Source organism: Silvimonas terrae (assembly GCF_014202765.1).
GTDB lineage: Bacteria > Pseudomonadota > Gammaproteobacteria > Burkholderiales > Chitinibacteraceae > Silvimonas > Silvimonas terrae.
On record NZ_JACHHN010000006.1, the window covers coordinates 20,181 to 44,926 of the forward strand.

Consider the following 24,746-nt stretch of genomic DNA (forward strand, 5'->3'; position numbering starts at 1 on the left):
AAGAATCATGGCCTGGCAAGGAAAACACTGCATCGTCGTTGGGCTCGGAGATTCCGGGCTGGCCGCTGCATGCTGGTTGAATGACCAGGGTGCGCGCGTCAGCGTGGCCGACACCAGTGCCGCGCCGCGCAATCTGGCCGCGCTCAAAGCTGCGCTGCCGGATGCTGACGTGCGTCTGGGCAACTTTACCGATGCCACCTTTGCCGATGCCGATGCCCTGATCATGAGCCCGGGCGTCGCCCTGGCGACCCCGGCGGTGGCCGCTGCTGTGGCGCGCGGCGTGCCGGCGCTGGGCGATGTCGAACTCTTTGCACAAGCCGTGGCGGGCAGCAAGAGCAAAGTCATTGCCATTACCGGTTCCAACGGTAAATCCACCGTCACCACCATGGTTGGCAAGATGTGCGAAGCCGCTGGCCTGTCAACGGTTGTGGCCGGCAACATTGGGCTGCCGGTGCTCGAAGCGCTGGCGCAGTGGCAGGCCCAAGGCACGCTGCCAGACGTATTTGTGCTGGAACTCTCCAGCTTCCAGCTGGAAACCACGTACTCGCTGCAGGCCGATGCCGCCACCGTCCTTAACGTGACCGAAGACCACCTCGATCGCTACACCGGCATGAGCGATTACGTCGCCACCAAAGCGCGTGTGTTCAACGGCATGGGCGTGATGGTGCTCAACCGTGAAGACGGCTGGTGCCGTGGCATGACCCAGGCCGGGCGTGATCTGGTCTGGTTTGGTGCCGATGCGCCGCGTAATGGCGCGGAATATGGCCTGGTGGAGCAGGGTGACGATACCAGCCTGCGTGTGGGCGACTTCGAATTGATGAAAGCCAGCGAGCTACCGCTGGCCGGGCTGCATAACGCAGTCAACGCCTTGGCAGCCATCGCCCTGTGCAAAGCCATTGGCATTGCAACCGGCCCATTGGTCACTGCGCTCAAAGCCTTCAAGGGCTTGCCACACCGGGTCGAGTTCGTGGCCGAAGTGGATGGCGTGCGTTACTACGACGACTCCAAAGGCACCAACGTCGGCGCGACCGAAGCCGCACTCAAGGGCATGACCCAGCCGGTGGTGCTGATTGCCGGCGGTGATGGCAAGGGTCAGGACTTCCGCCCGCTGGTGCCCGCATGCGAACGCATTTGCCGCGCCGTGATCCTGATTGGCCGGGACGGCCCGCAGATCGCCGCCGTGTTGAACGACGCAACCTCCAGCTTCATTGCCGCTGGCGATGAGGATGACGACGACGAATCCTTCCTGCCGGTGCTGCAAGTACCGACGCTGGAAATGGCTGTGAGCATTGCCGCCAACATGGCGCAACCGGGCGATGCGGTGTTGTTGTCGCCGGCGTGCGCCAGCCTGGATATGTTCCGCAATTATCACCACCGCGCAGAAGTGTTTATCGCGGCGGTGAACGCGCTGGCCGGAGGTGCGGCGTGAAACAGTTGTTCTATCAGGCCCTCAAACGCGTCCGGCCGACCATGGCCGCATACGATCAGATCCTCCTCTGGACGGTCCTGATCCTGCTCGCGTTCGGCCTGGTGATGGTGTACTCGGCTTCGATTGCCCAGGCAGAAGTCGACAAGGATGTGGGTTTCCGCGCCAATTACTATCTGATCCGCCACTCCATTTTCCTGGTGGTGGGTCTGGTGGCCGGTTTTGTGGCGTTCAATATCTCCACCAAAACCTGGCAGCAGTACGCGCCCGCCTTGTTCATTCTGGGCACCTTGCTGCTGATTGTGGTGCTGGTGCCGGGCATTGGTCGTGAAGTGAACGGTAGCCGTCGCTGGCTCTCGCTGGTGGTCATCAATCTGCAGCCGTCCGAAATCATGAAGTTTGTGGTGCCGCTGTACGCCGCGGACTACACCGTGCGCAAAGCGGCCTTCATGGGCGGCAACCTGATGGAAAGTATCACCAAGGGCCTCTTGCCCATGCTGGTGGTGATGTTGATGGTGGGCGGGCTGTTGCTGCTGGAGCCTGACTTTGGCGCCTTCGCCGTCATTACCGCCATCGCCATGGGTTTGTTGTTCCTGGGCGGTTTCAACTGGCGGTTGTTTGCCGGTTTGATTGTGATGCTGGCAGTGGGCTTTGTCGGCCTCGTGGTCAGCTCACCGTACCGGATGCAACGCGTGCTGGGTTTCCTGGATCCGTGGAAAGACCCGTTCGGCAAGGGTTACCAGTTGAGTCACTCGCTGATTGCCTTTGGCCGGGGCGAGTGGACCGGCGTGGGTTTGGGCGCGAGTGTGGAAAAACTCTCCTACTTGCCAGAAGCACATACCGACTTCTTGATGGCCATCATCGCGGAAGAACTGGGGTTTGTGGGCGTCGCCTTTGTGGTGGCGCTGTTTGCATTCCTGGTCCTGCGTGCCTTCCTGATCGGCGTTCAGGCCGCCAAGCTGGATCGTGCTTATCAGGCGCTCGTCGCCCAAGGCATCGGCATCTGGTTCGGCGTGCAGTCGGTGATCAACATTGGCGTGAACATGGGCCTGATGCCCACCAAGGGTTTGACCTTGCCGCTGCTGTCGTTTGGCGGTTCTGGCATTGTGGCCAACCTGCTGGCGCTGGGCGTGCTGATGCGCATCGACTTTGAAAACCGCCAGATGATCCGCGGGGTGCGCCATGAGTAAGCGCACCTTGATGGTCATGGCGGGCGGTACCGGTGGGCATATTTTCCCGGCGCTGGCGGTGGCAGACGCAGTTCGGCAAAAGGGCTGGGATGTGGTGTGGCTGGGCGCGGCCGGGGCCATGGAAACGCGCATCGTGCCGCAGTACGACATTCAGCTGGAAACGCTCCCCATTACCGGTGTGCGCGGCAAGGGTCTGATCAAGAAGCTGGTGCAGCCGTGGGTGCAACTGCGTGCGCTGGCCAAATCCGTGAGCGTGATTTTCCGCTACCGCCCGGACGTGGCGATCGGCTTTGGCGGCTTTACCGGTTTTCCAGGCGGCGTGGCGACGCGTTTGTTGTGGCTGCCGCTGGTCATCCACGAACAGAACTCCGTGGCCGGCCTGACCAACAAGGCCTTGTCGCGCATTGCCAACCGTGTGTTGTTTGCGTTTCCGGGGGCGTTCAAAGCAGGCCACAACCGCGCTTGCATCGGCAACCCGGTGCGTGGTGCGATCCTGAATGCAGCGGAACCAGCGGTACGTTTTACCGGTCGGACCGGGCCGCTCAAGGTTTTGGTGGTGGGCGGCAGCCTGGGCGCAAAAGTGTTTAACGAAGAAGTCCCCAAGGCATTGGCGCAACTGCCGGTGGCACAACGGCCACAGGTGATTCACCAGGCCGGTGAAAAGAATATTGAAGCCCTGCGCGCCAATTACGCCGCCGCCGGGGTTGAGGCCGATTGCGTGGCCTTTATCAGCGATATGGCCAAGGCCTACGCCGATGCTGATCTGGTACTGTGTCGCGCCGGTGCGCTCACGGTGTCGGAACTGGCCTGTGTGGGCGCTGCCAGCGTGCTGGTGCCGTATCCGCATGCCGTGGACGACCACCAGACCGGCAACGCCCGCTATCTGGCAGATAGCGGCGCCGGCGTGCTGGTGCAACAAACCGAATTCACTGCAGCGTGGTTGCTCACGCTGCTGCAACAAACACAACGCGAGCAGTGTCTGGCCATGGCGATCAAGGCCAGAGCGCTCGCCCACCCTGAGGCCACGGCAGAAGTGGTCAAGGTGCTGGAGGAACTGGCAGCATGAAACACAAAGTCAAACGCATTCATTTTGTAGGGATCGGCGGCGTCGGCATGAGCGGTATTGCCGAGGTACTGGTCAACCTGGGCTTTGAGGTCAGCGGGTCTGACTTGGGGCAAAACGCCACCACGCAACGCCTGATCAAGGCCGGTGCCACCGTACATCAGGGGCACTCAGCGGACTATGCCAAGGGCGTGGACGTGGTCGTCACCAGTACGGCCGTAGGTAGTGAGAACCCGGAAGTGCAAGCCGCGCGCGAAGCCAAAACGCCGGTGATTCCGCGTGCCATGATGCTGGCCGAGCTGATGCGCCTCAAACAGGGCATCGCCATTGCCGGCACGCACGGCAAGACCACCACCACCAGCCTGACCGCCTGCGTGCTCGAAGCCGCCGGTCTGGACCCGACGTTTGTGATTGGCGGCAAGCTGCACGCGGCCGGCACCAATGCGCGGCTGGGTCATGGTGATTTTCTGGTGGCCGAGGCTGACGAGTCTGATGCCTCTTTCCTCTACCTGAACCCGGTGATCTCGGTCGTGACCAACATCGACCAGGACCACATGGACACCTACGACCACGACTTCAACAAGGTCAAAGGTGCGTTTGTCGATTTCTTGCGCCATCTGCCGTTCTACGGCCGTGCCGTGCTGTGTATTGATGATCCGCATGTGCGGTCCATCCTGCCGCAGGTGGCCAGCCCGGTGACGACCTACGGTTTTAGCGAAGACGCTTTGTTGCGCGCCGAAAACGTGCAGGCCATTGGCGGTCAGATGAAATTCGACGCCGTGTGGGAAAACGGCGAAACCCGCCGTATCCCGATCACCGTGAACATGCCCGGTAACCACAACGTGCTCAACGCGCTGGCGGCGATTGCGATTGGCCTGGAAGTGGGTGCCAGCGAAGCCGCCATCCAGAAAGCCCTGGCCGAGTTCACCGGTGTTGGCCGGCGCTTCCAGCGTTATGGCGAAGTGGCCTTGCCGGCCGCAGCCGATGGCAGCGCGCGCGGTCAGTTCACGCTGGTTGACGACTACGGCCACCACCCGGTGGAAATGGCGGCTACGCTGGCCGCCGCTCGCGGTGCATTCCCCGGCCGCCGCTTGTTGCTGGCCTTCCAGCCGCATCGTTACAGCCGCACGCGTGACTGTTTTGAAGATTTTGTCAAAGTGCTGTCCACGGTGGACGGCCTGTTGCTGGCCGATGTCTACGCCGCTGGCGAAGCCCCGATTGTCGCGGCCGACGGCCGCAGCCTGGCCCGCGCGATTCGCGTGGCCGGCAAAGTAGAACCCGTTTTTGTAGAACAGATTGCCGATATGCCCGAAGCCATTCTGGCCGCAGCCCAGGATGGCGACGTGGTGATCACCATGGGTGCCGGCTCCATCGGCGGCATCCCGGTCAAGCTGAGCCAGATTTGAGAACGACGAACATGAAGCAATACGGAAAAGTGGCGGTTTTGATGGGTGGCACCTCCAGCGAGCGCGAAGTCTCGCTGATGAGTGGTGCCGGCGTGCTGGCGGCCCTGCAAAGCCGTGGCATTGATGCGCACAAATTTGATCCGGCCGAAAAGCCGCTGTCTGCCCTCAAGGATGAAGGCTTTGACCGCGTGTTCATCATCCTGCATGGCCCGTTTGGTGAAGACGGCACGGTGCAGGGCGCACTGGAAGTGCTGGGTATGCCGTACACCGGCTGTGGCGTGATGGCCTCGGCCATCGGTATGGACAAGCTGCGCACCAAGCTGGTGTGGCAAGCGCTGGGCCTGCCGATTCCGGCGTTTGAACTGGTGAACGCCAACAGTGATTTCGCGGCGATCGAGAAAAAACTGGGCTTGCCGCTGTTCGTCAAACCGGCCACAGAAGGCTCCAGCGTGGGCGTGGTCAAGGTCAAGGAAGCGGGCGGCCTGAAGGCTGCGTTTGAAGAAGCGGTGAAGTACGACCCGTTGGTACTGGCTGAAACCTTTATGGGCGGCGGTGAATACACCACCGCCATTCTGGATGGCGAAACCCTGCCGGCCGTGAAGATTGAACCGGCCACCGAGTTTTACGATTACGACGCCAAGTATTTCCGCGACGACACCAAATACCTGTGTCCATGCGGTTTGTCGGCCGAGAAAGAAGCACAGATCGCCGCTGATGTGAAAAAAGCGTTCTGGGGCATTGGCGGCAAAAGCTGGGCGCGCGTGGACTTTTTGATGGATGACGCCGGCAACCACTTCCTGCTGGAAGTGAACACGGCACCGGGCATGACCAGTCATAGCCTCTTTCCGATGGCCGCACGTGCCAAAGGCATGAGTTACGAGGATCTGGTGGTGCGCATTCTGGACACAACTCTGGCAGCTGAGGAATAACGCGGCGATGTGGGACAAGCCTCAACTTTTGATGTGGTTTGCCAATCTGCTCACGGCTTTGGCCGTGCTGCTGCTGTTTTATTCGTTGCTGTTTCTGGCCGTGCACTCGCCGCTGTTTCCGGTGCGCAAGATTTCGGTGGATGGCGATCTGGCCCACGTGACGCGGGAACAGTTGCAGTACGTGATCCGCAACGACCTGAAAGGGACGTTCTTCACCCTGGATCTGGACCGTACCCGCTCGGCCTTTGAAAAACTGCCGTGGGTGCGCCAGGTGAGCGTGCGGCGCCGCTGGCCAGACCGGCTGGAAGTGACGATTGAAGAACACCATGCCATCGCCCGCTGGGGATCGATTGCATTGCTCAATAACTATGGCGAACGCTTTGATGCCGCCTCGAATGACCCGCTGCCGATCCTGGAAGGTCCGGACGGCACGGAGAAACTACTGGTAGACGGGCTAAGCGATCTCAAAGGGGCTTTGGCTCCGATGGGCAAGCAGCCTACGCATATCTGGTTGTCGGATCGTCGGGCCTGGCGTTTTGAGCTGGACCGGCAAGTGATTGTGGAAGCGGGACGCACCGATGTCCTGGAACGCGTGCGGCGATTGGCTGCGGCGTGGGGCGGTTCCCTGGCGAAGCTTTCGGGCGATAACCAGGCGTTTTCGTACGTGGATTTGCGTTATCCGAACGGTTTTGCCGTGCGCCTGCCAGGGTTCAAACCCGCGGTGCCGGCCAAGGGTGCCAAAGCGGCCCCGGCCTGACGGCTGACGCGTGACATACAGGCCCGGCGCAAGCGCCGGAAACGTTTAAAAGTAATCAGGAAATTGGAAGAGGTTATCTGTGACACGGGATACCAAAAACCTCATCGTGGGTCTGGATATCGGCACCAGCAAGGTGGTGACGGTGGTGGCCGAGGTACAAGAAGACGGCTCACTGAACGTCGTCGGGCTGGGCTCGGCCGCATCACGCGGTCTGAAGCGTGGCGTGGTGGTGGATATCGAGAAAACCGTCAGCGCCATTCAGTCTGCGCTGGGCGAAGCCGAGTTGATGGCCGATTGCAAAATCCGCGAAGTCTTTACCGGCATCGCGGGCAGCCACATTCGCAGTCTGAATTCGCACGGCATGGTGGCGATCAAGGACAAGGAAGTCACGCAAGCCGATATGGATCGGGTGATCGAGACCGCCAGCGCGGTCAATATCCCCACGGACCATCAGGTGCTGCACATCCTGGCCCAGGAATACATCATCGACGGCCAGGAAGACGTGAAAGAGCCGCTGGGCATGAGTGGCGTGCGCATGGAAGTGCGCGTGCACATTGTGTCCGGCGCGGTGTCTGCCGTGCAGAACATCACCAAGTGTGTGCGTCGCTGTGGCCTGGAAATTGCCGAGGTCATCTTGCAGCCGCTGGCTTCGGCCCACGCCGTGCTGACGGAGGACGAGAAAGAACTGGGTGTGTGTCTGGTGGACATCGGCGGTGGCACCACGGATCTCTCGGTGTTCGTGAACGGCGCCATTCGCCATACGGCCGTGATCCCGATTGCTGGCGACCAGGTGACCAACGACATCGCCATGGCGCTGCGCACCCCGACGGGTGAGGCAGAGACCATCAAGCTGCAATACGGCGTGGCGCTGCGTCATATGACCGATCCGCAGCAAATGATCGAAGTGCCCGGCGTGGGCGAGCGCGGTTTGCGCCAGATGAGCCGCCACACGCTGGCCGAAGTGATTGAACCGCGCGTGGAAGAACTCTACAGCCTGGTGCAGGCCGAACTGCGCCGCGCCGGCTTTGAAGACCGTCTTTCCAGCGGCATCGTCATTACCGGCGGTGCGTCGCTGATGCCAGGCATGGTGGAGCTGGGTGAAGAAATCTTCCACATGCCGGTGCGTCTGGGCACGCCCAAATATGTCGGCGGTCTGGCGGAAGTGGTCAAGAACCCGCGTTTCTCTACCGCCGTGGGTTTGTTGTTGATTGCCCGCGAACAGTACATGCGTAACCCGGTGAGCCGTGCGAAAGACGGTTCGTTTGGCGACATCCTGGGCCGGATGAAGTCCTGGTTCCAGAACAACTTTTAATGAATGCAACACGAAATCGGGCGCCGACCGGTGATCCTGGCCGGCGCCAGGCAAGACCAGCAGAACAGTCAGAACAGTAAAAACAAGTCAGCAGCAGTCGGTTTTTTTGGTGAAACAACGGGCGTTTCGTTTATCAATTTTTCGGGTCAAGCAGTTAGTTAGGGTCAGAGGAGATACACATGGCACTTACTTTTGAGTTTCAGGAAGTAGCGCACCTTGTGAATATCAAGGTGATCGGTGTTGGCGGTGCAGGTTGCAACGCCATCAACAACATGATTGAAAACGCCATGCAAGGCGTTGAGTTCATTGCCGCCAATACGGATGCGCAAGTGCTCAAGCTGGCACGCGCCAGCAACGTGGTCCAGCTGGGCGCGGACCTCACCCGTGGTTTCGGTGCCGGTTGCAATCCGGACATCGGCCGCCAGGCAGCAGAAGAAGACCGTGATCACATTGCGGATCTGATTTCGGGTGCCGACCTGTTGTTCATCACTGCGGGCATGGGTGGTGGCACGGGTACCGGCGCAGCCCCGGTGATCGCCCAGGTGGCGCGTGAACAAGGCATTCTGACCGTAGGCGTGGTCACCAAGCCGGGCGCGGATGAAGGCAGCCGCCAGAAAGTGGCGCAAGTCGGTATCGACGAGTTGGCCAAGTATGTGGATTCGCTGATTGTGGTTTCCAACCAGAAGCTGGAAGAAGTTCTGGGTGAAGACGTCACCATCGACGAAGCCTTCCGTGCCGCCGACGATATTCTGCGCAGCGCCGTGGGTTCGATTGTTGAAATCATCAACTACCCGGGCCTGATCAACGTCGACTTTGCCGACGTGAAGACCGTAATGCGCGAAATGGGCATGGCCATGATGGGTTCGGCCGTGGCTGTGGGTGCAGACCGCGCGGTGGTCGCGACCGAAGAAGCCATTCGTTGCCCGTTGCTGGACAACATCAGCTTCAAGGGTGCGCGCGGCGTGCTGGTGAATTTCTCTGCCAGCCGTGCCACGCTCAAGAAGAGCGAAATCCGTCAGTCGCTGGAAATCATCAACGCGCACGTGTCGGAAGACGCACAGGTCAAGCATGGCGTGGTGTATGACGAATCGCTGGGCGACCAGATCCGCATTACGCTGATCGCCACCGGTCTGGGCGCGAAAGAAACGTCCAAGCCGCAGCTGTCCGTTGTACAAGGTCAGGCGCAACAAGCCCGCACCGGCACCGATAATATCGGCTTTAACGCTGAAGATTACGAAAAGCCGGCGATCTGGCGTACCCGCCGTGGCGGTGCCCAGGGTGGGGGTGAGGCAACGCAATCGGCGGCGCGTCCGGCGTTGAACAATATCGATATGGATATTCCGGCCTTCCTGCGTCGCCAGGCAGATTGAGGCCGGAGCGCCGAACAAAATTCTTCTGGCTGCGTTGTGCTCGCTTGCCGTACTCACGTACTGTCTGCGCTCGCACGCCTTGCCAGAACCGCTTCGCTGAATTTTGTTCAGCGCTCCTTGTGGCTCGCACAAGCAGTTTTGTGTGGTCACAGGGGTGATGCCAGTTGTGCCATTGCTGCGCTTCTCTGACCCGATCGCGTAGCGTGCGGCATGCCTTGTGGCGTGCCGCACCGCCTGCCTGACGGCGGTTGATCGGTCGTCTGCGTTGATGCCATGACGCAGGGGATGATTGTCGGCGCGGTACTGGACCTGGTTTTAGATTGATTCCGGCTATCACTTTTATTGTGACGATCAATCCAGCCCATGACCCGGGGCTGGTAAAATGGCGTCTCTTTGAGATAGGCCGGGATAACCGGAACAGGCGGAGTAACCATTTCATGTTTCAGCAACGCACCTTGAAATCCACGGTTCGTGCCGTTGGCGTCGGTTTGCATTCGGGCGAGCGTGTCACGCTTGTCATGAAACCAGCGCCAGTGGATCACGGCATCGTGTTCAAGCGTTCCGATCTGCCCGACTCGGACACTTTCAAGGTGGGACCGGACCTCGTCAACGATACGCGACTCTCCTCCACGCTCGTCAAAGACGGCGTGCGCGTGGGCACCATCGAACATCTGATGTCGGCGTTTGCCGGCTTTGGTATCGATAACGTGCTGGTTGAAGTGGATGCCCCGGAAATGCCGATCATGGACGGTTCCTCCGCCCCGTTCATTTACCTGCTGCAGTCGGCAGGGGTGGTCATGCAAAGCGCACCCAAGCGTTTTGTGCGCGTCAAGCAGCCGGTAGAAGTGGTGGAAGGCGACAAGTGGGTGAAGCTGGAGCCCTACGACGGCTACAAGACAACGTTGACCATCGACTTCAAACATCCCGCATTCAAGAAGTCCCAGCAGTCCATCTCCATTGATTTTGCCAATACCAACTACATCAGCGAGATTGCCCGGGCGCGAACCTTCGGCTTTATTCATGAGGTGGAATACATGCGCATGAATGGCCTGGCGCGTGGCGGCAGCATGGATAACGCCGTGGTGATCGACGAATACCGCGTGCTCAATGATGGCGGCCTGCGGTTTGATGACGAGTTTGTCCGCCACAAACTGCTCGATGCCATTGGTGATCTGTATATCCTCGGCCACCCGCTGATTGCTGCATTCTCGGGTTACAAGTCGGGCCACGCCATGAACAACAAGCTCTTGCGCGCGCTGCTGGCTGATCCGGATAACTACGAGCTGGTCACTTTTGAAAATGACGCTGAAGTCCCGTCGTCATTCCACGCACTGCCGCCGCTGTCCATCTGACCTGGCATGTTCAGCGTGCTGCGTATCCTGTTCGTGCTGGCCGTGTTGCTGATCGGGTTTGGCGCGTTCAAATACCAGCGTACGCGTGACCGTTTCTGGCTGCGCATGATCAGCTGGGTGCTGTTCGGCGTACTCGGTTTGTTGCTGATGTTCTTCGCCGGGCTGGCGTTTGAACGCCTGTCTGTCGGCTAGTTTTCCCCTCCATTCTTCCGTTGTGCGTTGCCTCGACCTATCTTGCCCATGTCATTGTCACGGTCAGGAAGAACACCATGCTGCGCTGGTTGGTTTTGCTTTGCGGGTTCTGCGCAACGTGTGCGGCAGCCGCGCCCTGCGCCAATGAAGATTTTCAGCATCAGGTGACGGGTGCGGACCAGTGTCTGGTCCTGGCCAGTTATGGCGTGACCGACGCGCCGCAGGTGCTGCTGGTGTGGTTGCATGGCGATACGCCCGCGCGGGACGAAGCGGTTTACCTCTTTCCGATGGCGCGGGCGGTGGCGGAGCAGTTTGCTGCGCAAAAGGTGCTGAGTGTGGCGCTGGTCCGGCCAGGCTATGCCGACGACAAAGGTCATCGTTCGGACGGCGACAATCACTGGCACCAGGACCTATACACCCGGCAAAATATGCAGATTGTCGGCGGCGCCATCGACCGCCTCAAACAGCACTACCACCCGCAGCGGGTGATCCTGATTGGTCACTCGGGCGGTGCGGCCACTGCGGCGCTGCTGGCCGGCATGATGCCAGGGCTGGCCGACGCCGATATCCTGGTGTCCTGCCCCTGTGATCTCGCGGCGTGGCCGCTGGGCCATGACTGGCGTGCCAGCGAAAACCCCATGCGCTGGGCCGATCAGGTCCAGCCCCCGCTCAAGGTGTTTGCCCTGACCGGCACGGCGGATGACAATACGGGCGCTGCACTGGCGCAGGCTTACGTGGCGCGCTTGCAGCAACATGGCGTGGATGCGCGGTTTATTCCGATACCCAACGCCAGCCACAACAGCGCAATACGCTCGCTCCAGGTGATGCAAACGCTCACCGCCCTGCTGACTGCACCCTGATGCTGGCCGGGCAAGAGTCGGACCATTATCATGGCGCATCCCCTCTGACTGAGACCCATCATGTCCAACGCCGATATCCAGCGCCTGCGCCCGACTGCGCAATGGTCTGACGCCACTGCTTTTAACGGCATCATCCACTTTGTAGAAGTCCCGGAAAGTGGCAAAACCTTTGCCGAACAGACCGTGGCCCTGCTGGCCCAGGCCCAACGCACGCTGGCGGCCATGAATTCGGATAAAAGCCGCGTGTTGATGGCGATGATCTACTTGCCTGATCTGGCCAACCGCGCTGAGTTCAACAAGATCTGGCAAGCGTGGTTGCCGGAGGGGTCCGCGCCGTCACGGGCGTGTGTGAAGGCTGAATTGGCCTCGCCGGATGATTTGCTGGAGATTGTGTTTACGGCGGCGGCGCGGCAGGGGTGATGTGGGGTGAGTAAAATGGCGAACTTGCGCCGCCATTCACCAAACAGGCTGGCCGGGGCGTCGGTAGTGGGCGTATAGGCGCGGCGTCTTGCACCCAAATGGCTCGTCATTCCGGCGAAAGCCGGAATCCAGGCGTAAACATGTGTGCCTCAGGCACTGAAAATGGTTTGCCAGGGTAAGCGGTGCAGGGGGATGCGGAGCCTTGGCGACAATCCACCCGCCGCAGCGGTGTAGGGTGGATTCGGAGCGATAGCGACAATCCACCTTCATTGTCGTAAAACCCGAACCCTTGTTAGCGCCTTTGGCGCGAGTTTGAAAGGCATTTTGATACCGGCGGTGGCCGGAGCACGTTACTTTCTTTGCTTCGCCAAAGAAAGTAACCAAAGAAAGGCGACCCCTGCGACAGCGCCCACTACGTGGGTTCCCTGCGCTTCTCACAAGGCGCGGCTGGCTGCGGGAACTCGGCCTGCGGCCTCAAACACCCCTCCGCCGAAACCCCGCACCTTGCTGCGATGCTCGGCGCTGCCGGAGGGGAGGTACGTCAAAAGCAACATCAAAAGCAACCCCAACCCCACAAATCATCCGCGTGCTTGTTTTCCTGGCTACTTCACCCGCGCATGCAACTCCCCGATCGCATAGCGGTGTGCCATCTTGTCCAGGCTCACAGGCTTGAGCTTCGCCGCTTGCCCGGCAGCGCCAAACGCTTCAAAACGGGCGATACATACACTGCGCATGGCATCGACCGATTGTTTCAGGTACTTGCGCGGGTCGAACTCGGCCGGGTTCTGGCCAAAGGCGCGGCGGATAGCACCCGTGGCGGCCAGGCGCAGGTCGGTATCAATGTTGACCTTGCGTACCCCATAGCGGATACCTTCCACAATTTCGGCCACTGGCACGCCCCAGGTTTCCGGGATTTCACCGCCATACTCGTTAATGAGTTTGAGCCACTCTTGCGGCACGGATGAACTGCCGTGCATGACCAGGTGCGTGTTGGGCAAACGGGCGTGGATTTGCCGGATGCGCTCAATGGCCAGTGTCTCTCCGGTCGGTGGTTGGGAAAACTTGTAGGCACCGTGGCTGGTGCCAATGGCAATGGCCAGGGCGTCAACCTCAGTGGCCTCTACAAAGTGTGCGGCTTCTTCCGGGTCGGTCAGCATCTGGCTGTGATCCAGTTTACCCACCGCCCCCACGCCATCTTCCTCGCCGGCCATACCGGTTTCCAGGCTCCCCAGCACGCCCAGTTCGCCCTCAACCGAAACCCCGCAGGCGTGCGCGAAGGCGACCACCTGGCGCGTGGTACTGACGTTGTAGTCGTAACTGGTGGGGGTTTTGCCGTCCTCGCTGAGCGAGCCGTCCATCATCACCGACGAAAATCCAAGCTGGATGGCGCGCTGGCAGATGGCCGGGCTGGTGCCGTGATCCTGATGCATCACCAAGGGCAAATGAGGAAATTCTTCCAGCGCGGCCAGCATCAGATGCCGCAAAAATGGCGCCCCGGCATAGGCGCGGGCCCCGGCGGAGGCCTGCACAATCACCGGGCTACCGGTGCGATCGGCCGCCTCCATGATCGCCCGCATCTGTTCCAGGTTATTGACGTTGAACGCAGGTACGCCGTAGCCGTGTTCGGCGGCGTGATCCAGTAACTGGCGTAGTGAGACCAGAGCCATCGTGTTCTCCGCCCTCAGGGGGCTGGGGCTTCAAGGTGGTATTGCACCAGGCGTTCAACCTCGTTGCGCGATCCCATGATCACCGCTACCCGTTGATGCAATGCTTGCGGCTGAACCTGCATGATGGGCTCGCGGCCGGTGCTGGCGGCGCCGCCGGCTTGCTCCACGATGAAAGACATCGGGTTGGCCTCGTACATCAGCCGCAATTTGCCGGGTCGGGTCGGGTCCCGGTTGTCCTTGGGGTAGAGAAACACCCCACCGCGGATCAGGATGCGATGGATTTCCGCCACCATCGAGGCCACCCAGCGCATGTTGAACGCTTCGCCCCGCGGGCCGTTTACGCCTGCCAGGCACTCGTCGATATAGCGGATCACCGGGGCTTCCCACATGCGGGCGTTGGAGGCGTTGATGGCAAACTCCCGCGTATCCGGGTGAATGGTCAGGTGGGGATGGGTCAGGATGAATTCACCGGTTTCTTCATCCAGCGTAAAACCGTTGACGCCGTGACCGGTGGTGACGACCAGCATGGTCGCCGGGCCGTAGAGTGCATAACCGGCCGCCACTTGCATGACGCCGGGCTGCAGAAAGTCGGCGTCTTCCACTTCGCCTTCGCTATGCGGGCGCTCCAGCACAGAGAAAATACTGCCGACAGAGACGTTCACATCCAGGTTGGATGAGCCATCCAGGGGGTCGAACACCAGCAGATAGCGCCCTTGCCGGTATTGCGTGGGAATCCGGTAGATATCGGCCATTTCTTCCGAGGCCATGGCCGCCACCTGACCGCCCCATTCGGTCCAGCGTATCATTAACTCGTTGGCGATCAGGTCCAGCTTTTGCTGGTTCTCGCCCTGGATATTGTCGGTGCCGGTGTTGCCCATGGCATCTGACAACGGCCCGCGTGCCACGGCGGCGCTGATCACTTTACAGGCCGTCGCCACCTGGCCCAGCAATACCCCCAGATCGGTTTGTGGGGATACGGCAAACTCGCCGGTGTTGAACTCGGAAAAGCTGGTGCCCATATGCGGTTTGCCCGGCGCGCTGCCGGCGGCAGGCCCGGTCGGGGCTGGGGCTTGATCGGCCAGTACGGTACGGTGTGCCATGCGTTTACTCCGTTGCCTGATCGCCGTGCGCACGCTGCGTTGCGCCCGCGGATGCCAGCCCGTCAAGCCAGGGCGGCGGTATAAATCTGCATCAGTGCATCACTTTGCAGCGAAGCACTGCCAACCAGCGCGCCATCGACATCGGGCAGCGCAAACAGGTTGGCCGCATTGCTGGCGTTTACGCTGCCACCATACAACACGGTCATGTTGTTACCCGCCACCGGGTCGCGCGCGGCAAAGCGGCTGCGAATAAAGCGGTGGGCGGCCTCTATCGTCTCGGGCCGTGCGGCCACGCCGGTGCCGATGGCCCAGACTGGCTCGTAAGCAATGATCAACCCGCGCCAGCCAGACAATGCCAGGAGTGTGCCCAACTGGTGTTGCAAAATGGCTTCGGTCTGCCCGGTCTGGTGCTCTATCCAGCTTTCTCCCACGCAGACAATCGGTACGACATGGGCTTCAAGGCAGGCTTGTGCCTTGGCGGCGACCAGATGGTCACTTTCATGATAGTGCCGCCGCCGCTCAGAGTGCCCGACAATGGCGTAACGGCAGCCCAGATCGGCCAGCATGCCGGCAGACCATTCCCCGGTGAGCGCGCCACCGTGGGCATCGGCCACGTTCTGCGCGCAGCACTGCACTTGCGAACCTGTGGCCAGCCGGGTGACTTCGCCCAGATACGGCGCGGGCGGGCACAGCACCAGCGCCGCAGCGGGGTGGGCAATGCTGGCCATGGCGGGCACCATTTCCCGGCACAAGGCCAGACTGCCGTGCATTTTCCAGTTGCCCACCACCATGCGCACACGCACTGGCAAGTCCTCGGCGGGCCTCGTCAGGGGTGCGGGCTGGGTGCGGGCAAACAGGCTCATGGTGCAGAGACCGCATGGGCCGGGGCCGCAACGGGTCGGCGGTATGTCGCCAGCCAGCGTGTCAGCGTGGCCTCGGCACCAGGGCCGGCATGCAGTTTGAGTTTGCTGCGCCGCCAGAGGATATCTTCCGCCGTTTGCGCCCATTCCACTTCCACCAGATAGCGCGCCTCCAGTTCATACAATCCGGGCACGATGCATTCGCCCAGGTCTGCCAAAGAGCGTGCCTGCCCCAACAGCGTGTGAATGCGTGTGCCGTAGGCGTGGGCATAGCGCTTGAGCAGGCTGGCCGGTAGCCACGGATATTGCCGGGCCAGACGGCTGTGAAAGGCCGGGAAATCCGCTTTCGGGATATCTCCCCCTGGCAGCGGCGCATTGCCGGTCCAGGTGGGTCGATACCGGCCCAGGCGTGGGCTGATCATGTCGACGACTTGCTCGGCCAGTTTGCGGTAGGTGGTGATCTTGCCGCCAAACACGGACACCAGCGGCGGGCCTTTTTCATCCAGCTCCAGCGTGTAGTCGCGTGGCACCGCCTGGGCACTGCTGGTCTGGTCTTTGACCAGCGGTCGCACGCCAGACATGGTCGCCAGCACGTCTGCCGGGCCGATCTGCCGGGCAAAATAGCGGTTCACCATCCGGCACAGATAGTCTGTTTCCCCGTCGTCAATCTGCACCTGACCCGGATTGCCCCGGAAATCGACATCAGTGGTGCCAATCAGGGTGTAGTCATCTTCATATGGAATGGCAAAGATGATGCGGTTGTCCGGGTTCTGGAACAGGTACGCATAAGGGTGATCGAACAGCTTGCGCACAATGATATGGCTGCCTTTGACCAGTCGCACGGAATGGCGCGGCGTGACGTCCAGCACGTCACCCAGCAGCCGGTTGACCCACGGCCCCGCTGCGTTGACCACGCCGCGCGCAAACACAATCTGGTTCTGGCCATCTGGCGTGCGCAAGGTCATCCGCCAGGATGAATGTTCTCTGGCTGCCGCCACCAGCGGCGTGCGGGTCAGGATGGTAGCGCCGTGTTCAGCGGCATCCAGCGCGTTGAGCACCACCAGGCGTGCGTCTTGTACGCGGCCATCCGAAAACACAAAGCCGCGCTGGAACCCGGGTCGCAACGCGGTGCCACAGGCGTGGGTGGTCAGGTCGATGGCTTCTGCGCTTTGCAGCACCTTGCGCCGGGCCAGATGGTCATACAGAAACAGACCCAGCCGGATCATCCACACCGGGCGTTGATCCGGTGCGTGGGGCATGACAAAACGCAGGGGCGAGATAATGTGCGGGGCTGAGCGTAACAAGACTTCCCGTTCTTGCAGTGCCTTGCGCACCAGCCCGAACTGATGATGCTCCAGGTAACGCAGCCCGCCATGAATCAGTTTGGTACTGGCCGAGGAGGTATGCGCAGCCAGGTCGTCCTGTTCGCACAGCAGTACCGACATGCCACGGCCAGCGGCATCACGGGCAATACCGGCACCGTTGATGCCGCCCCCGATGACCAGCAAGTCATAAATCAGCTTATCCAAGGGCGCACCTTGTCGCGGGTTCATGAGACCTGGGCGGCTGCGCGTCAGATACCTTGCCGATGATGCTGTGCGCGATCTGGCCAGCCGCTCACGTTCTTTGTTTTGTGAACTCAACCTATGAATTCAGGCTAGGCGTAAAAGCGGTCGTGAACAATATTTGGTAGTGCGAGTGGCGGGGAGGGTGTGGGGTGGGTGCAACGGGGTGAAATGACAGGGCTTTGCCCTGGTGGGCCGGGCTGTTTGCAACTGGCGTTGGCGGGGGAGGAGGGGATTGGCGTCCCACTGACTCGTCATTCCTGCGAAAGCAGGAATCCAGCTGGCCGCCGCAGGTGGCCTTTGCTGGCGGTGGCTGAAAAACCTTGAGTACCTGTTAGCGCCTTCGGCGCGGTGTTTACATACCCGCGGTGGCGGGAGCACGTTACTTTTCTTTGCTTCGCCAAAGAACAGTAACCAAAAGAAAGGCGACCCTGCGACAGCGCCCTTCGGGTTCCCTGCGCTTCTCGCAAAGTCCGGCTGGCTCCAGGGAACTCGCCCTACGGGCTCAGACACCCTTACGCCGAAACCCCGGACTTTGCTGCGATGCTCGGCGCTGCCGGAGGGGAGGCAAGTCAAAAGCAACCCCAACGGCATGCACCCCAACTACCCTGTCATTCCGGAGAACGCCGGAATCCAGCTCGTAGGGTGGATTCGGAGCGATAGCGACAATCCACCATCGCTCCAGTGAACAGCAGCCCGAATCCTGGCCGAGCCAGAACTAATCATCCGCCCACGCAATACTCGCCCGCACCGCCCGTTGCCACCCCGCCACGCGCCGGGCGACGTCGTCTGCTGGCATGGCCGGCGCAAACCGGTGTTCCAGCTGCCACTGGCCCGCCACGTCGCTCAGATCATGCCAGTACCCCACCGCCAGCCCGGCCAGATACGCGGCCCCCAGCGCGGTGGTTTCGGTAATGCGCGGGCGCACGACATCAATGCCCAGGATGTCTGCCTGAAATTGCAGCAACAGGTTATTCACCGTCGCGCCGCCGTCCACCCGTAGTTCCGGCATGGGCACGCCGGCGTCGGCTTCCATGGCGCGGACTACGTCGCGGGTTTGCCAGGCAATGCTTTCCAGCGCGGCGCGGGCGATGTGGCCGGCGCTGGTGCCCAGGGTGGCGCCAAACAGCGCGCCGCGGGCATCCTGGTTCCAGTGCGGTGCGCCCAGACCGGCAAAGGCGGGCACCAGATACAGACCGTCGGTATCCGGCACGCTGCGCGCCAGACTGTCGATTTCTGATGAGGTACGGATCAGCCGCAGCCCATCGCGCAACCATTTCACCACCGCGCCACCGCTGAAAATGCTGCCTTCCAGCGCGTATTGCACCTTGCCGCCGACCTGCCAGGCCACCGTGCTCAACAGATTATTGCGGGAGGTAATGGGCGCATCGCCCGTGTTCATCATCAGAAAACAGCCAGTGCCATAGGTGTTTTTGACCATGCCCGGCGTGGTGCATTGCTGGCCAAACAGGGCCGATTGCTGGTCTCCGGCAATCCCGGCGACCGGGATCGCACCGCCAAACAGGTTGTCTGCCGTGTGGCCATAGATTTCGCTGGATGAACCCGCGCGCGGCAGCATGCTGGCCGGAATCTCAAACAAGCGCAGCAAGTCTTCATCCCACGCCAGCGTGTTGATGTTGAACAGCATGGTGCGCGAAGCATTAGAGACATCCGTGACATGTACGCTGCCTTGCGTAAAGTGCCAGACCAGCCAGCTATCCACGGTGCCAAAGGCCAGCTTGCCGGCTTGCGCCCGCGCAAGCGCGCCGGGGACATTGTGTAAAATCCAGCGGATTTTGCTGGCAGAGAAATACGCGTCAATCGGCAGGCCGGTTTTCTCGCGGATCATCGCCTCGTGGCCGCTGTGCTTGAGTTCATCACAAAACGCAGCAGTGCGGCGGTCTTGCCAGACAATGGCGTTGTACACGGGCTGGCCAGTCTCGCGATCCCACACGATGGTGGTTTCGCGCTGGTTGGTGATGCCAATGGCGGCGATATCCTTGCCGCTCAAGCCGGCGGACGCCACGGCCTCTGCCGCCACGCCCGCCTGGGTGCCCCAGATTTCTCGCGGGTCATGTTCCACCCAGCCCGGCTGCGGGTAGATCTGGCGGAATTCTTTCTGGGCCAGCGAGACGATATTGCCGGCGCGATCAAACACGATGGCGCGGGAACTGGTGGTGCCTTGATCCAGCGCCAGGATGTAGCGGGATGACATGTTGTTCTCCTGTGGCACGCACCACCGTCACGGGTGGGGCGTGGGACTGGAGCAATACTAGAGGCTGATGCCCGATTCGGCCAGATGTGCCGGTCACCGCCAGCACATCCCGCAACCGGAGTTACCGGCGGAAGCCTTTCTTGCCTGCCGCTTGCCGTCTGCCCTCCGGCTTGTGCGGTTTGCGGCCGTGCCGGTGCCTGGTGTTCTGCCCTTGCAGCATCTGGTCGATTTTTTCAGAGGTCGATTGCATCAGCGACTGCGCCATTTCCTCATGCGGGAAGGTATCGGCCATGCGATAGCCCAACCAGGCATAGGCCGCGTAGAGCTTGCAGGTGTCTTCCAGGTATTGCAGTTCGTTGCGGCCCATCATGCCTTCCATACGCAGGAGGGGCGCGGCTTTTTTCTGGCTGCGCAGGCCGGCCCAGTCTTTCAGCGCCCGTTCCAGCATGGGAATCCGGGTAGAGATCGGGCACAGGCTGAAGGTGTAGCGGTCTTCCAGTGACAGCGGCAATACGTCCAGCCACTTGGCCTTTTCCATCTGGTCGGTCAGGTTGGCGGGCAGGAAGAACTCATCGTGCACGTTGATGTGGCGGGTAAAGAGTTCCAGCAGATTGAACAGTTTGAGCTCGCCGCTGGCAGCAGAGATTTGCTGCAGGTAATCCAGATTGGGGGCGACGAAAAAGCCGGTGGCCGGGAGCGGTTCAATCTTCTGCCGCAGCAAAGTGGCGATGATTTTGTGGGTGCCGGCATCCAGCCCGGCGACAAAGCCGGCTTCATGCGCACCAAAACGACCTGCACGGCCCGCAATTTGCTTGGCCAGCGCCGCAGTGATGGTCCCCTCAGACGTGCCGTCAAACTTGCTGGAGGTGGTGAAGATCACGCGCCGTGCCGGGGTGTTCAGGCCCATGCCGATGGCATCAGTGCCGACCACGATCTTGGTTTCGCCTTCCACAAAGCGTTCGGCCTGCGCTGCGCGCACTTCCGGCGAGAGGTTGCCGTAAATGGCAGAAACCGGGAAACCCTGTTCAATCACCTGATCACGCCAGTTCAGCACTTCGCGGCGGGAGAACGCAATCAGCACGTCACCGGCTTGCAGATTGCGCAGCGAGCCCAGCGGCTGCCGTTCCATCTCCAGTGGCGATTTGCGCTCCAGCTTGCGCACTTCCAGCGTACCGCCAACGCGTTTGACCAGCGCCTCAATGGCTTCTTCGGCTTCCAGCGCGCCCAACAGGTACACCGTCATGGCGGGCACGCCGCACACTGCCGCCGTCCAGGCTGCGCCCCGATCCGGGTCTTCCAGCAACTGGATTTCATCAATCACCGCGACATCCACTGCGCGGTTGGGGTTGAGCATTTCTACGGTGCTGGCCACATGGGTGGCGTCCGGGTGCAGCTTGCGTTGCTCCCCGGTGACCAGGCTGACCGCCACGCCGGCATCCAGCAAACGGTTGTAGTTTTCCAGGGCCAGCAAACGCAACGGGGCCAGATAGACACCGCTGCGCGCTTGCGTCAGGTGTTCCATGGCCGCGTGGGTTTTGCCGGAGTTGGTCGGGCCCAGAATGGCAATGAAATGGCGCGGCATTTTCTGCGCCAGCGTGAATGACTCCGGGTAGAGCGAGAGATTGACCGCATCGTGGGTCTTGCTGGCCTGATGGGCCTGGGCCCGGTTGTCGCGCAGCGCTTCAATGCGTTCGACGGCCACCTTGCAGCGCAGGCGTGCCAGTTCGTAACGGGCCTGAAAGGCGTTGAAGGCGCTGCCGGGGTCCAGTTCATGCTCGGAGGCAATGCGGGCAATCTTGAGCGCGCATTGCCGCAACTCGCTTTCCAGTTCGGCGCGGCTGGCGGCGTTCCAGCGCTCTTGTAACAGCGCAAGGCGGCCGGCGGCGTCCAGCTTGCGCCATTTGGCGGCCTTGCCCAGAAAACCGGCATCCGGCACCAGGTGGTACGGCACCACGCGTTTGTTGACGACGATCTCGCCATGCACCGATACCGCGTAGCTGCCCTCCACCGTGATCAGGCTGGCCTGGCTGGCGCTGAGGTAGTCCTCCAGCGCGGAGGTGTCATCGGTATCGAGCAGGGTATCGGTCATTGGGCGGTCTGTTGAGGGTTGATAGACAGATTGTAAAGCCTTGCTGCTGCGCTGCGGCAGGTATGACCAGAACAGGGGCAACGACCTGCCCCCAATTTACTTGCCTGGGCAACAATCAAAAAATGACAATGACAAATTTACCTGTGCTATCAGAATTATCCGATATCTATGTATCTGATGGATAAGGAAAATGTCGCCATCAATGATTCAATTCTGAGAACTATCGTGAGCAATAATTGCTTTCAATGCCTTAACAAACAAGAGAACAGCGTGATGGATTGTGCCGCCGTCAAAACGCTGACGCCTGCCGGTAACGGGCGCTGGACCATCACCGGCAGCTGCAATAACGGCGTTACCGTGTCGCAAGAAGAAGTCGTGGGCAATCAGTATGAAGTGAGCGGTTACGCCGCCTCGTAATCGGCGCGCCAGCCAGTTTGTACCGCGCAGACCAACACGGTGGGCGCGTACTCCGGCAATACCCACTCTCCATCACGCGCTTTCCCCCCGCCGCAATGCCGCTGGCGCCCTAGTGATGCACCAGCCAGTCAATCCGGTCGGCCGATAACAGGTAATGCACCGCCACTGCCAACGCCAGCAAGAGGGCGATGGCCAGTGCGCCACTCATTGCCAGCGCCGCCACGGCCGCGGCAAACACCGCCAGTTCCAGCACCAGCCTGATTTTGCCCGGTACAGCCACCGGTGCTTTGCCATTGCGGCTGCGATCTCCCGGTACGGCAAACAGCCCCCAGATGGTAGCGACCAGTGCCGGCGTCAGCACGGCCAGCGCCATGTGCGCAGCGCCGGTATGCGTTTTCCAGCCCCACCAGGCCAGGCCGGCCAGTGCGGCCAGTTCCAGCACAAACCGCAGTAACAGATTGATCGGATGAAAGCCCATATACCCCCGCTGCCGCGCGAATTACCCGGATCAAGATGAATGCCTGTGTCATTCTGGAGACCCTGACACCGATCGGCAAACCGCGATTGCATGGCCGGTGTCCGGTTGAAATTGGCACCCGGAACTCCCGGCTTCTCTGGCCGTAGACAGAGCGGTGACACCCTCGGCCGGTTAAAAAGCACGCAGGGTGATTGCATCCGGTGGTCATCCTGTTTATACATTTTGCATAAAAACAGCCAGGATCAAGAAACAACGTGAAACCCGCACACCTGCCCGGATTACTCAGCGCCCTTGGCGGCTATGTCGACACCGCCGGTTTTCTGGCATTACAAGGGCTGTTTACGGCCCATGTGACCGGCAACTTTGTGACCCTGGGCGCGGCGCTGGCTTTTGGTTCATCAGGGGTGATCACCAAATTGCTGGCCTTGCCGGTGTTTTGCATCGTGGTGGCGCTGGTGCGCCTGGCCGCCGCAGGCCTGCAGCGGCGAGCAGATGGTGGCGTCACCATCCTGTTGTTCACGCAGACGCTGTTACTGGCGCTGGGTGGCGTATTTGCGGTGACCTTGGGGCCGTTTACCAATGGGGACCACTGGACTGCCATGCTGACCGGCCTGACGCTGGTGGCGGCGATGGCGATTCAGAACGGCGTACATCGCATTCATCTGCCCAGTGCGCCGCCCACGACCTTGATGACGGGCAGCACGACCCAGATCGTCATCGATGGCGTGGATTTATGGCGTGGCTTGCCGCCCGATCTGGCCATCCAGGCCCGTACCCGGCTGCGCAAGATGGGTACGGCAGTGCTGGCTTTCGCCTTGGGCTGCGCCTCGGCCGCGCTGCTGTTTCACTGGTGGGGACGCGATTGTTTGCTGCTGCCGCCCTTGCTCTCTTTGGTGGCGGTATACGCCGCCCGCCCGGTTGTCACCAACGGGTGAATTGTTTGTGACAGCCCTCACTGCGCCGTCAACGTAGACGGCGTGGCTGGCGTTTTGGCAGGTAAGGGACACTTGTCGGCGATGCCGGCCTACCTATCACCGGAGCGCAATCATGCGGTCGGTTATTGCGGGTCTTTCAGTTTGGGGTTTGTCCGTGCTGTTGTACGCCGCCAGTGATGGAACGGGTCTGGTACAAGCGTGCAGCGCGGATTATCAGAACTTCTGTCAGGGCGTGAAGCCGGGCGGCGGTCGGGTGGTGGCTTGTTTGCGCAAAAACCTGGCGGAACTCACCACCAATTGCCGCAGCATGCTGCACGAAATGGGGCCGGCAGAAGGGGATACACCGGCCATTCCCGTTATTGCGCCGGTATTACCGGGCAGCGTGTTAAGAGACGTCAGCTACGGTGATGATCCCGCGCAACAAATGGATGTCTATGTACCTGAACACCCGGACCACGCCGCCATCATTTTCATGGCCCATGGCGGCGGCTGGGAGTTCGGTGATAAATCCGCCCACAACGTCGTCGATCAAAAAACCGCCTACTGGGGCGCACACCAGGCTATTTTTGTCTCCGCCAACTATCGCATGCTGCCCCAAGCCGGCCCGCTGGATGAAGCCGCCGACCTTGCCCGCGCCGTGGCCTATGTCCAGGCGCATGCGCTGACCTGGGGTGGTGATCCGGCCCGCGTCGTGCTGATGGGGCACTCAGCCGGCGCGCACCTGGTGTCCCTGATTACCGCGGATGGGGCGATTGCCCATGCTGCCGGCATGCAGCCGTGGCTGGGGACGGTGGCGCTGGATAGCGCTGCCATGAATGTCCCGGCGGTCATGCAAACCCGGCATCTACCGCTGTATGACCGGGCGTTTGGTGCAGACCCGGCCGGTTGGGCGGCGGCGTCGCCCTATCAGCAGCTCAAGGCTCGCCCCGTGCCCATGCTGTTGATCTGCTCCACCGAACGCGCGGTGTCATGCGACAGTGCCGAGCAGATGGCAGCAAAGATTGCTCAGTTGGGTGGCAAAGTCACCGTCAAGCCGCTGGCCCGCACGCATATGCAGATCAACGCTGATGTGGGTGAGAACAACGAAGAAACCGCGACCATCGCCACATTTTTACAGACACTGGGCGTGAGCTGAACACGCCC

Annotated in this window: 22 protein-coding genes; 15 read left to right on the forward strand and 7 right to left on the reverse strand. The window is 61.1% G+C overall.

The window, feature by feature from the left end:
* The first annotated feature begins 7 nt into the window (after window positions 1-7).
* The 12 genes from murD (at window position 8) to HNQ50_RS14450 (ending at window position 12,277) form a co-directional block, all read left to right on the forward strand.
* The gene (gene murD / locus HNQ50_RS14395) at window positions 8-1,429 is read left to right on the forward strand and encodes a UDP-N-acetylmuramoyl-L-alanine--D-glutamate ligase (RefSeq protein ID WP_184101901.1); all 1,422 of its coding nucleotides are present in this window, start codon (window positions 8-10) and stop codon (window positions 1,427-1,429) included.
* Entirely contained in the window at window positions 1,426-2,616 is a 1,191-nt protein-coding gene (gene ftsW / locus HNQ50_RS14400) for a putative lipid II flippase FtsW (protein WP_308419166.1), read from the forward strand. Before murD ends, ftsW begins: the two co-directional genes overlap by 4 nt.
* A complete protein-coding gene (gene murG, locus HNQ50_RS14405) occupies window positions 2,609-3,682 on the forward strand; it encodes an undecaprenyldiphospho-muramoylpentapeptide beta-N-acetylglucosaminyltransferase (protein ID WP_184101902.1) in 1,074 nt (357 codons plus the stop codon). Before ftsW ends, murG begins: the two co-directional genes overlap by 8 nt.
* Window positions 3,679-5,085 carry a UDP-N-acetylmuramate--L-alanine ligase gene (murC, locus tag HNQ50_RS14410; RefSeq protein WP_184101903.1) on the forward strand — a complete coding sequence of 469 codons (1,407 nt, stop codon included), beginning with the start codon at window positions 3,679-3,681 and terminating at the stop codon, window positions 5,083-5,085. The genes murG and murC overlap by 4 nt, the downstream gene beginning before the upstream one ends.
* Before the next feature lie 11 nt (window positions 5,086-5,096).
* Window positions 5,097-6,014, forward strand: coding sequence for a D-alanine--D-alanine ligase (locus HNQ50_RS14415; protein ID WP_184101904.1), 918 nt, complete (start codon window positions 5,097-5,099; stop codon window positions 6,012-6,014).
* 7 nt (window positions 6,015-6,021) lie between these two features.
* On the forward strand, window positions 6,022-6,771 hold the full coding sequence (locus tag HNQ50_RS14420; protein WP_184101905.1) for a cell division protein FtsQ/DivIB: 750 nt from the start codon (window positions 6,022-6,024) through the stop codon (window positions 6,769-6,771).
* A gap of 79 nt (window positions 6,772-6,850) precedes the next feature.
* A complete protein-coding gene (gene ftsA, locus HNQ50_RS14425) occupies window positions 6,851-8,083 on the forward strand; it encodes a cell division protein FtsA (protein WP_184101906.1) in 1,233 nt (410 codons plus the stop codon).
* Between the two features lie 179 nt (window positions 8,084-8,262).
* Window positions 8,263-9,453 (forward strand): cell division protein FtsZ, encoded by a 1,191-nt coding sequence (gene ftsZ / locus HNQ50_RS14430; protein ID WP_184101907.1) that lies wholly within the window; start codon window positions 8,263-8,265, stop codon window positions 9,451-9,453.
* Between the two features lie 437 nt (window positions 9,454-9,890).
* Window positions 9,891-10,805, forward strand: coding sequence for a UDP-3-O-acyl-N-acetylglucosamine deacetylase (gene lpxC / locus HNQ50_RS14435; RefSeq protein ID WP_184101908.1), 915 nt, complete (start codon window positions 9,891-9,893; stop codon window positions 10,803-10,805).
* Window positions 10,806-10,811: 6 nt separating this feature from the next.
* Window positions 10,812-10,997, forward strand: coding sequence for a hypothetical protein (locus tag HNQ50_RS14440; RefSeq protein ID WP_184101909.1), 186 nt, complete (start codon window positions 10,812-10,814; stop codon window positions 10,995-10,997).
* Between the two features lie 77 nt (window positions 10,998-11,074).
* A complete protein-coding gene (locus HNQ50_RS14445) occupies window positions 11,075-11,857 on the forward strand; it encodes an alpha/beta hydrolase family protein (RefSeq protein ID WP_184101910.1) in 783 nt (260 codons plus the stop codon).
* 60 nt (window positions 11,858-11,917) lie between these two features.
* A complete protein-coding gene (locus tag HNQ50_RS14450; RefSeq protein WP_184101911.1) occupies window positions 11,918-12,277 on the forward strand; it encodes a RidA family protein in 360 nt (119 codons plus the stop codon).
* 602 nt (window positions 12,278-12,879) lie between these two features.
* Here HNQ50_RS14450 and fba read toward each other — a convergent pair.
* The 6 genes from fba to HNQ50_RS14480 all read right to left on the reverse strand — a co-directional run bounded on the left by fba (window position 12,880) and on the right by HNQ50_RS14480 (window position 21,773).
* Entirely contained in the window at window positions 12,880-13,944 is a 1,065-nt protein-coding gene (gene fba / locus HNQ50_RS14455; RefSeq protein ID WP_184101912.1) for a class II fructose-bisphosphate aldolase, read from the reverse strand.
* A 14-nt stretch (window positions 13,945-13,958) separates the two neighbouring features.
* Window positions 13,959-14,963, reverse strand: coding sequence for a class 1 fructose-bisphosphatase (locus HNQ50_RS14460; RefSeq protein ID WP_184102160.1), 1,005 nt, complete (start codon window positions 14,961-14,963; stop codon window positions 13,959-13,961).
* A gap of 143 nt (window positions 14,964-15,106) precedes the next feature.
* The gene (gene tpiA / locus HNQ50_RS14465; RefSeq protein ID WP_221303195.1) at window positions 15,107-15,907 is read right to left on the reverse strand and encodes a triose-phosphate isomerase; all 801 of its coding nucleotides are present in this window, start codon (window positions 15,905-15,907) and stop codon (window positions 15,107-15,109) included.
* Window positions 15,904-17,433, reverse strand: coding sequence for a glycerol-3-phosphate dehydrogenase (glpD, locus tag HNQ50_RS14470; RefSeq protein WP_246428737.1), 1,530 nt, complete (start codon window positions 17,431-17,433; stop codon window positions 15,904-15,906). The genes tpiA and glpD overlap by 4 nt, the downstream gene beginning before the upstream one ends.
* 754 nt (window positions 17,434-18,187) lie before the next feature.
* Window positions 18,188-19,684, reverse strand: a complete 1,497-nt coding sequence (gene glpK / locus HNQ50_RS14475; RefSeq protein WP_184101914.1) for a glycerol kinase GlpK — start codon at window positions 19,682-19,684, stop codon at window positions 18,188-18,190.
* A 121-nt stretch (window positions 19,685-19,805) separates the two neighbouring features.
* The gene (locus tag HNQ50_RS14480) at window positions 19,806-21,773 is read right to left on the reverse strand and encodes a helicase-related protein (RefSeq protein WP_184101915.1); all 1,968 of its coding nucleotides are present in this window, start codon (window positions 21,771-21,773) and stop codon (window positions 19,806-19,808) included.
* A gap of 270 nt (window positions 21,774-22,043) precedes the next feature.
* On the opposite strand from HNQ50_RS14480, the gene HNQ50_RS14485 reads away from it, so the two are divergent.
* The gene (locus tag HNQ50_RS14485) at window positions 22,044-22,190 is read left to right on the forward strand and encodes a hypothetical protein (RefSeq protein WP_184101916.1); all 147 of its coding nucleotides are present in this window, start codon (window positions 22,044-22,046) and stop codon (window positions 22,188-22,190) included.
* Between the two features lie 109 nt (window positions 22,191-22,299).
* On the opposite strand, the gene HNQ50_RS14490 is transcribed toward HNQ50_RS14485, so the two are convergent.
* On the reverse strand, window positions 22,300-22,668 hold the full coding sequence (locus HNQ50_RS14490; protein WP_184101917.1) for a DUF2568 domain-containing protein: 369 nt from the start codon (window positions 22,666-22,668) through the stop codon (window positions 22,300-22,302).
* A gap of 254 nt (window positions 22,669-22,922) precedes the next feature.
* On the opposite strand from HNQ50_RS14490, the gene HNQ50_RS14495 reads away from it, so the two are divergent.
* A complete protein-coding gene (locus HNQ50_RS14495; RefSeq protein WP_184101918.1) occupies window positions 22,923-23,603 on the forward strand; it encodes a YoaK family protein in 681 nt (226 codons plus the stop codon).
* A 112-nt stretch (window positions 23,604-23,715) separates the two neighbouring features.
* Window positions 23,716-24,738: an alpha/beta hydrolase fold domain-containing protein gene (locus HNQ50_RS14500; protein WP_184101919.1), complete on the forward strand. Its 1,023-nt coding sequence runs from the start codon at window positions 23,716-23,718 to the stop codon at window positions 24,736-24,738.
* Window positions 24,739-24,746 lie beyond the last annotated feature (8 nt).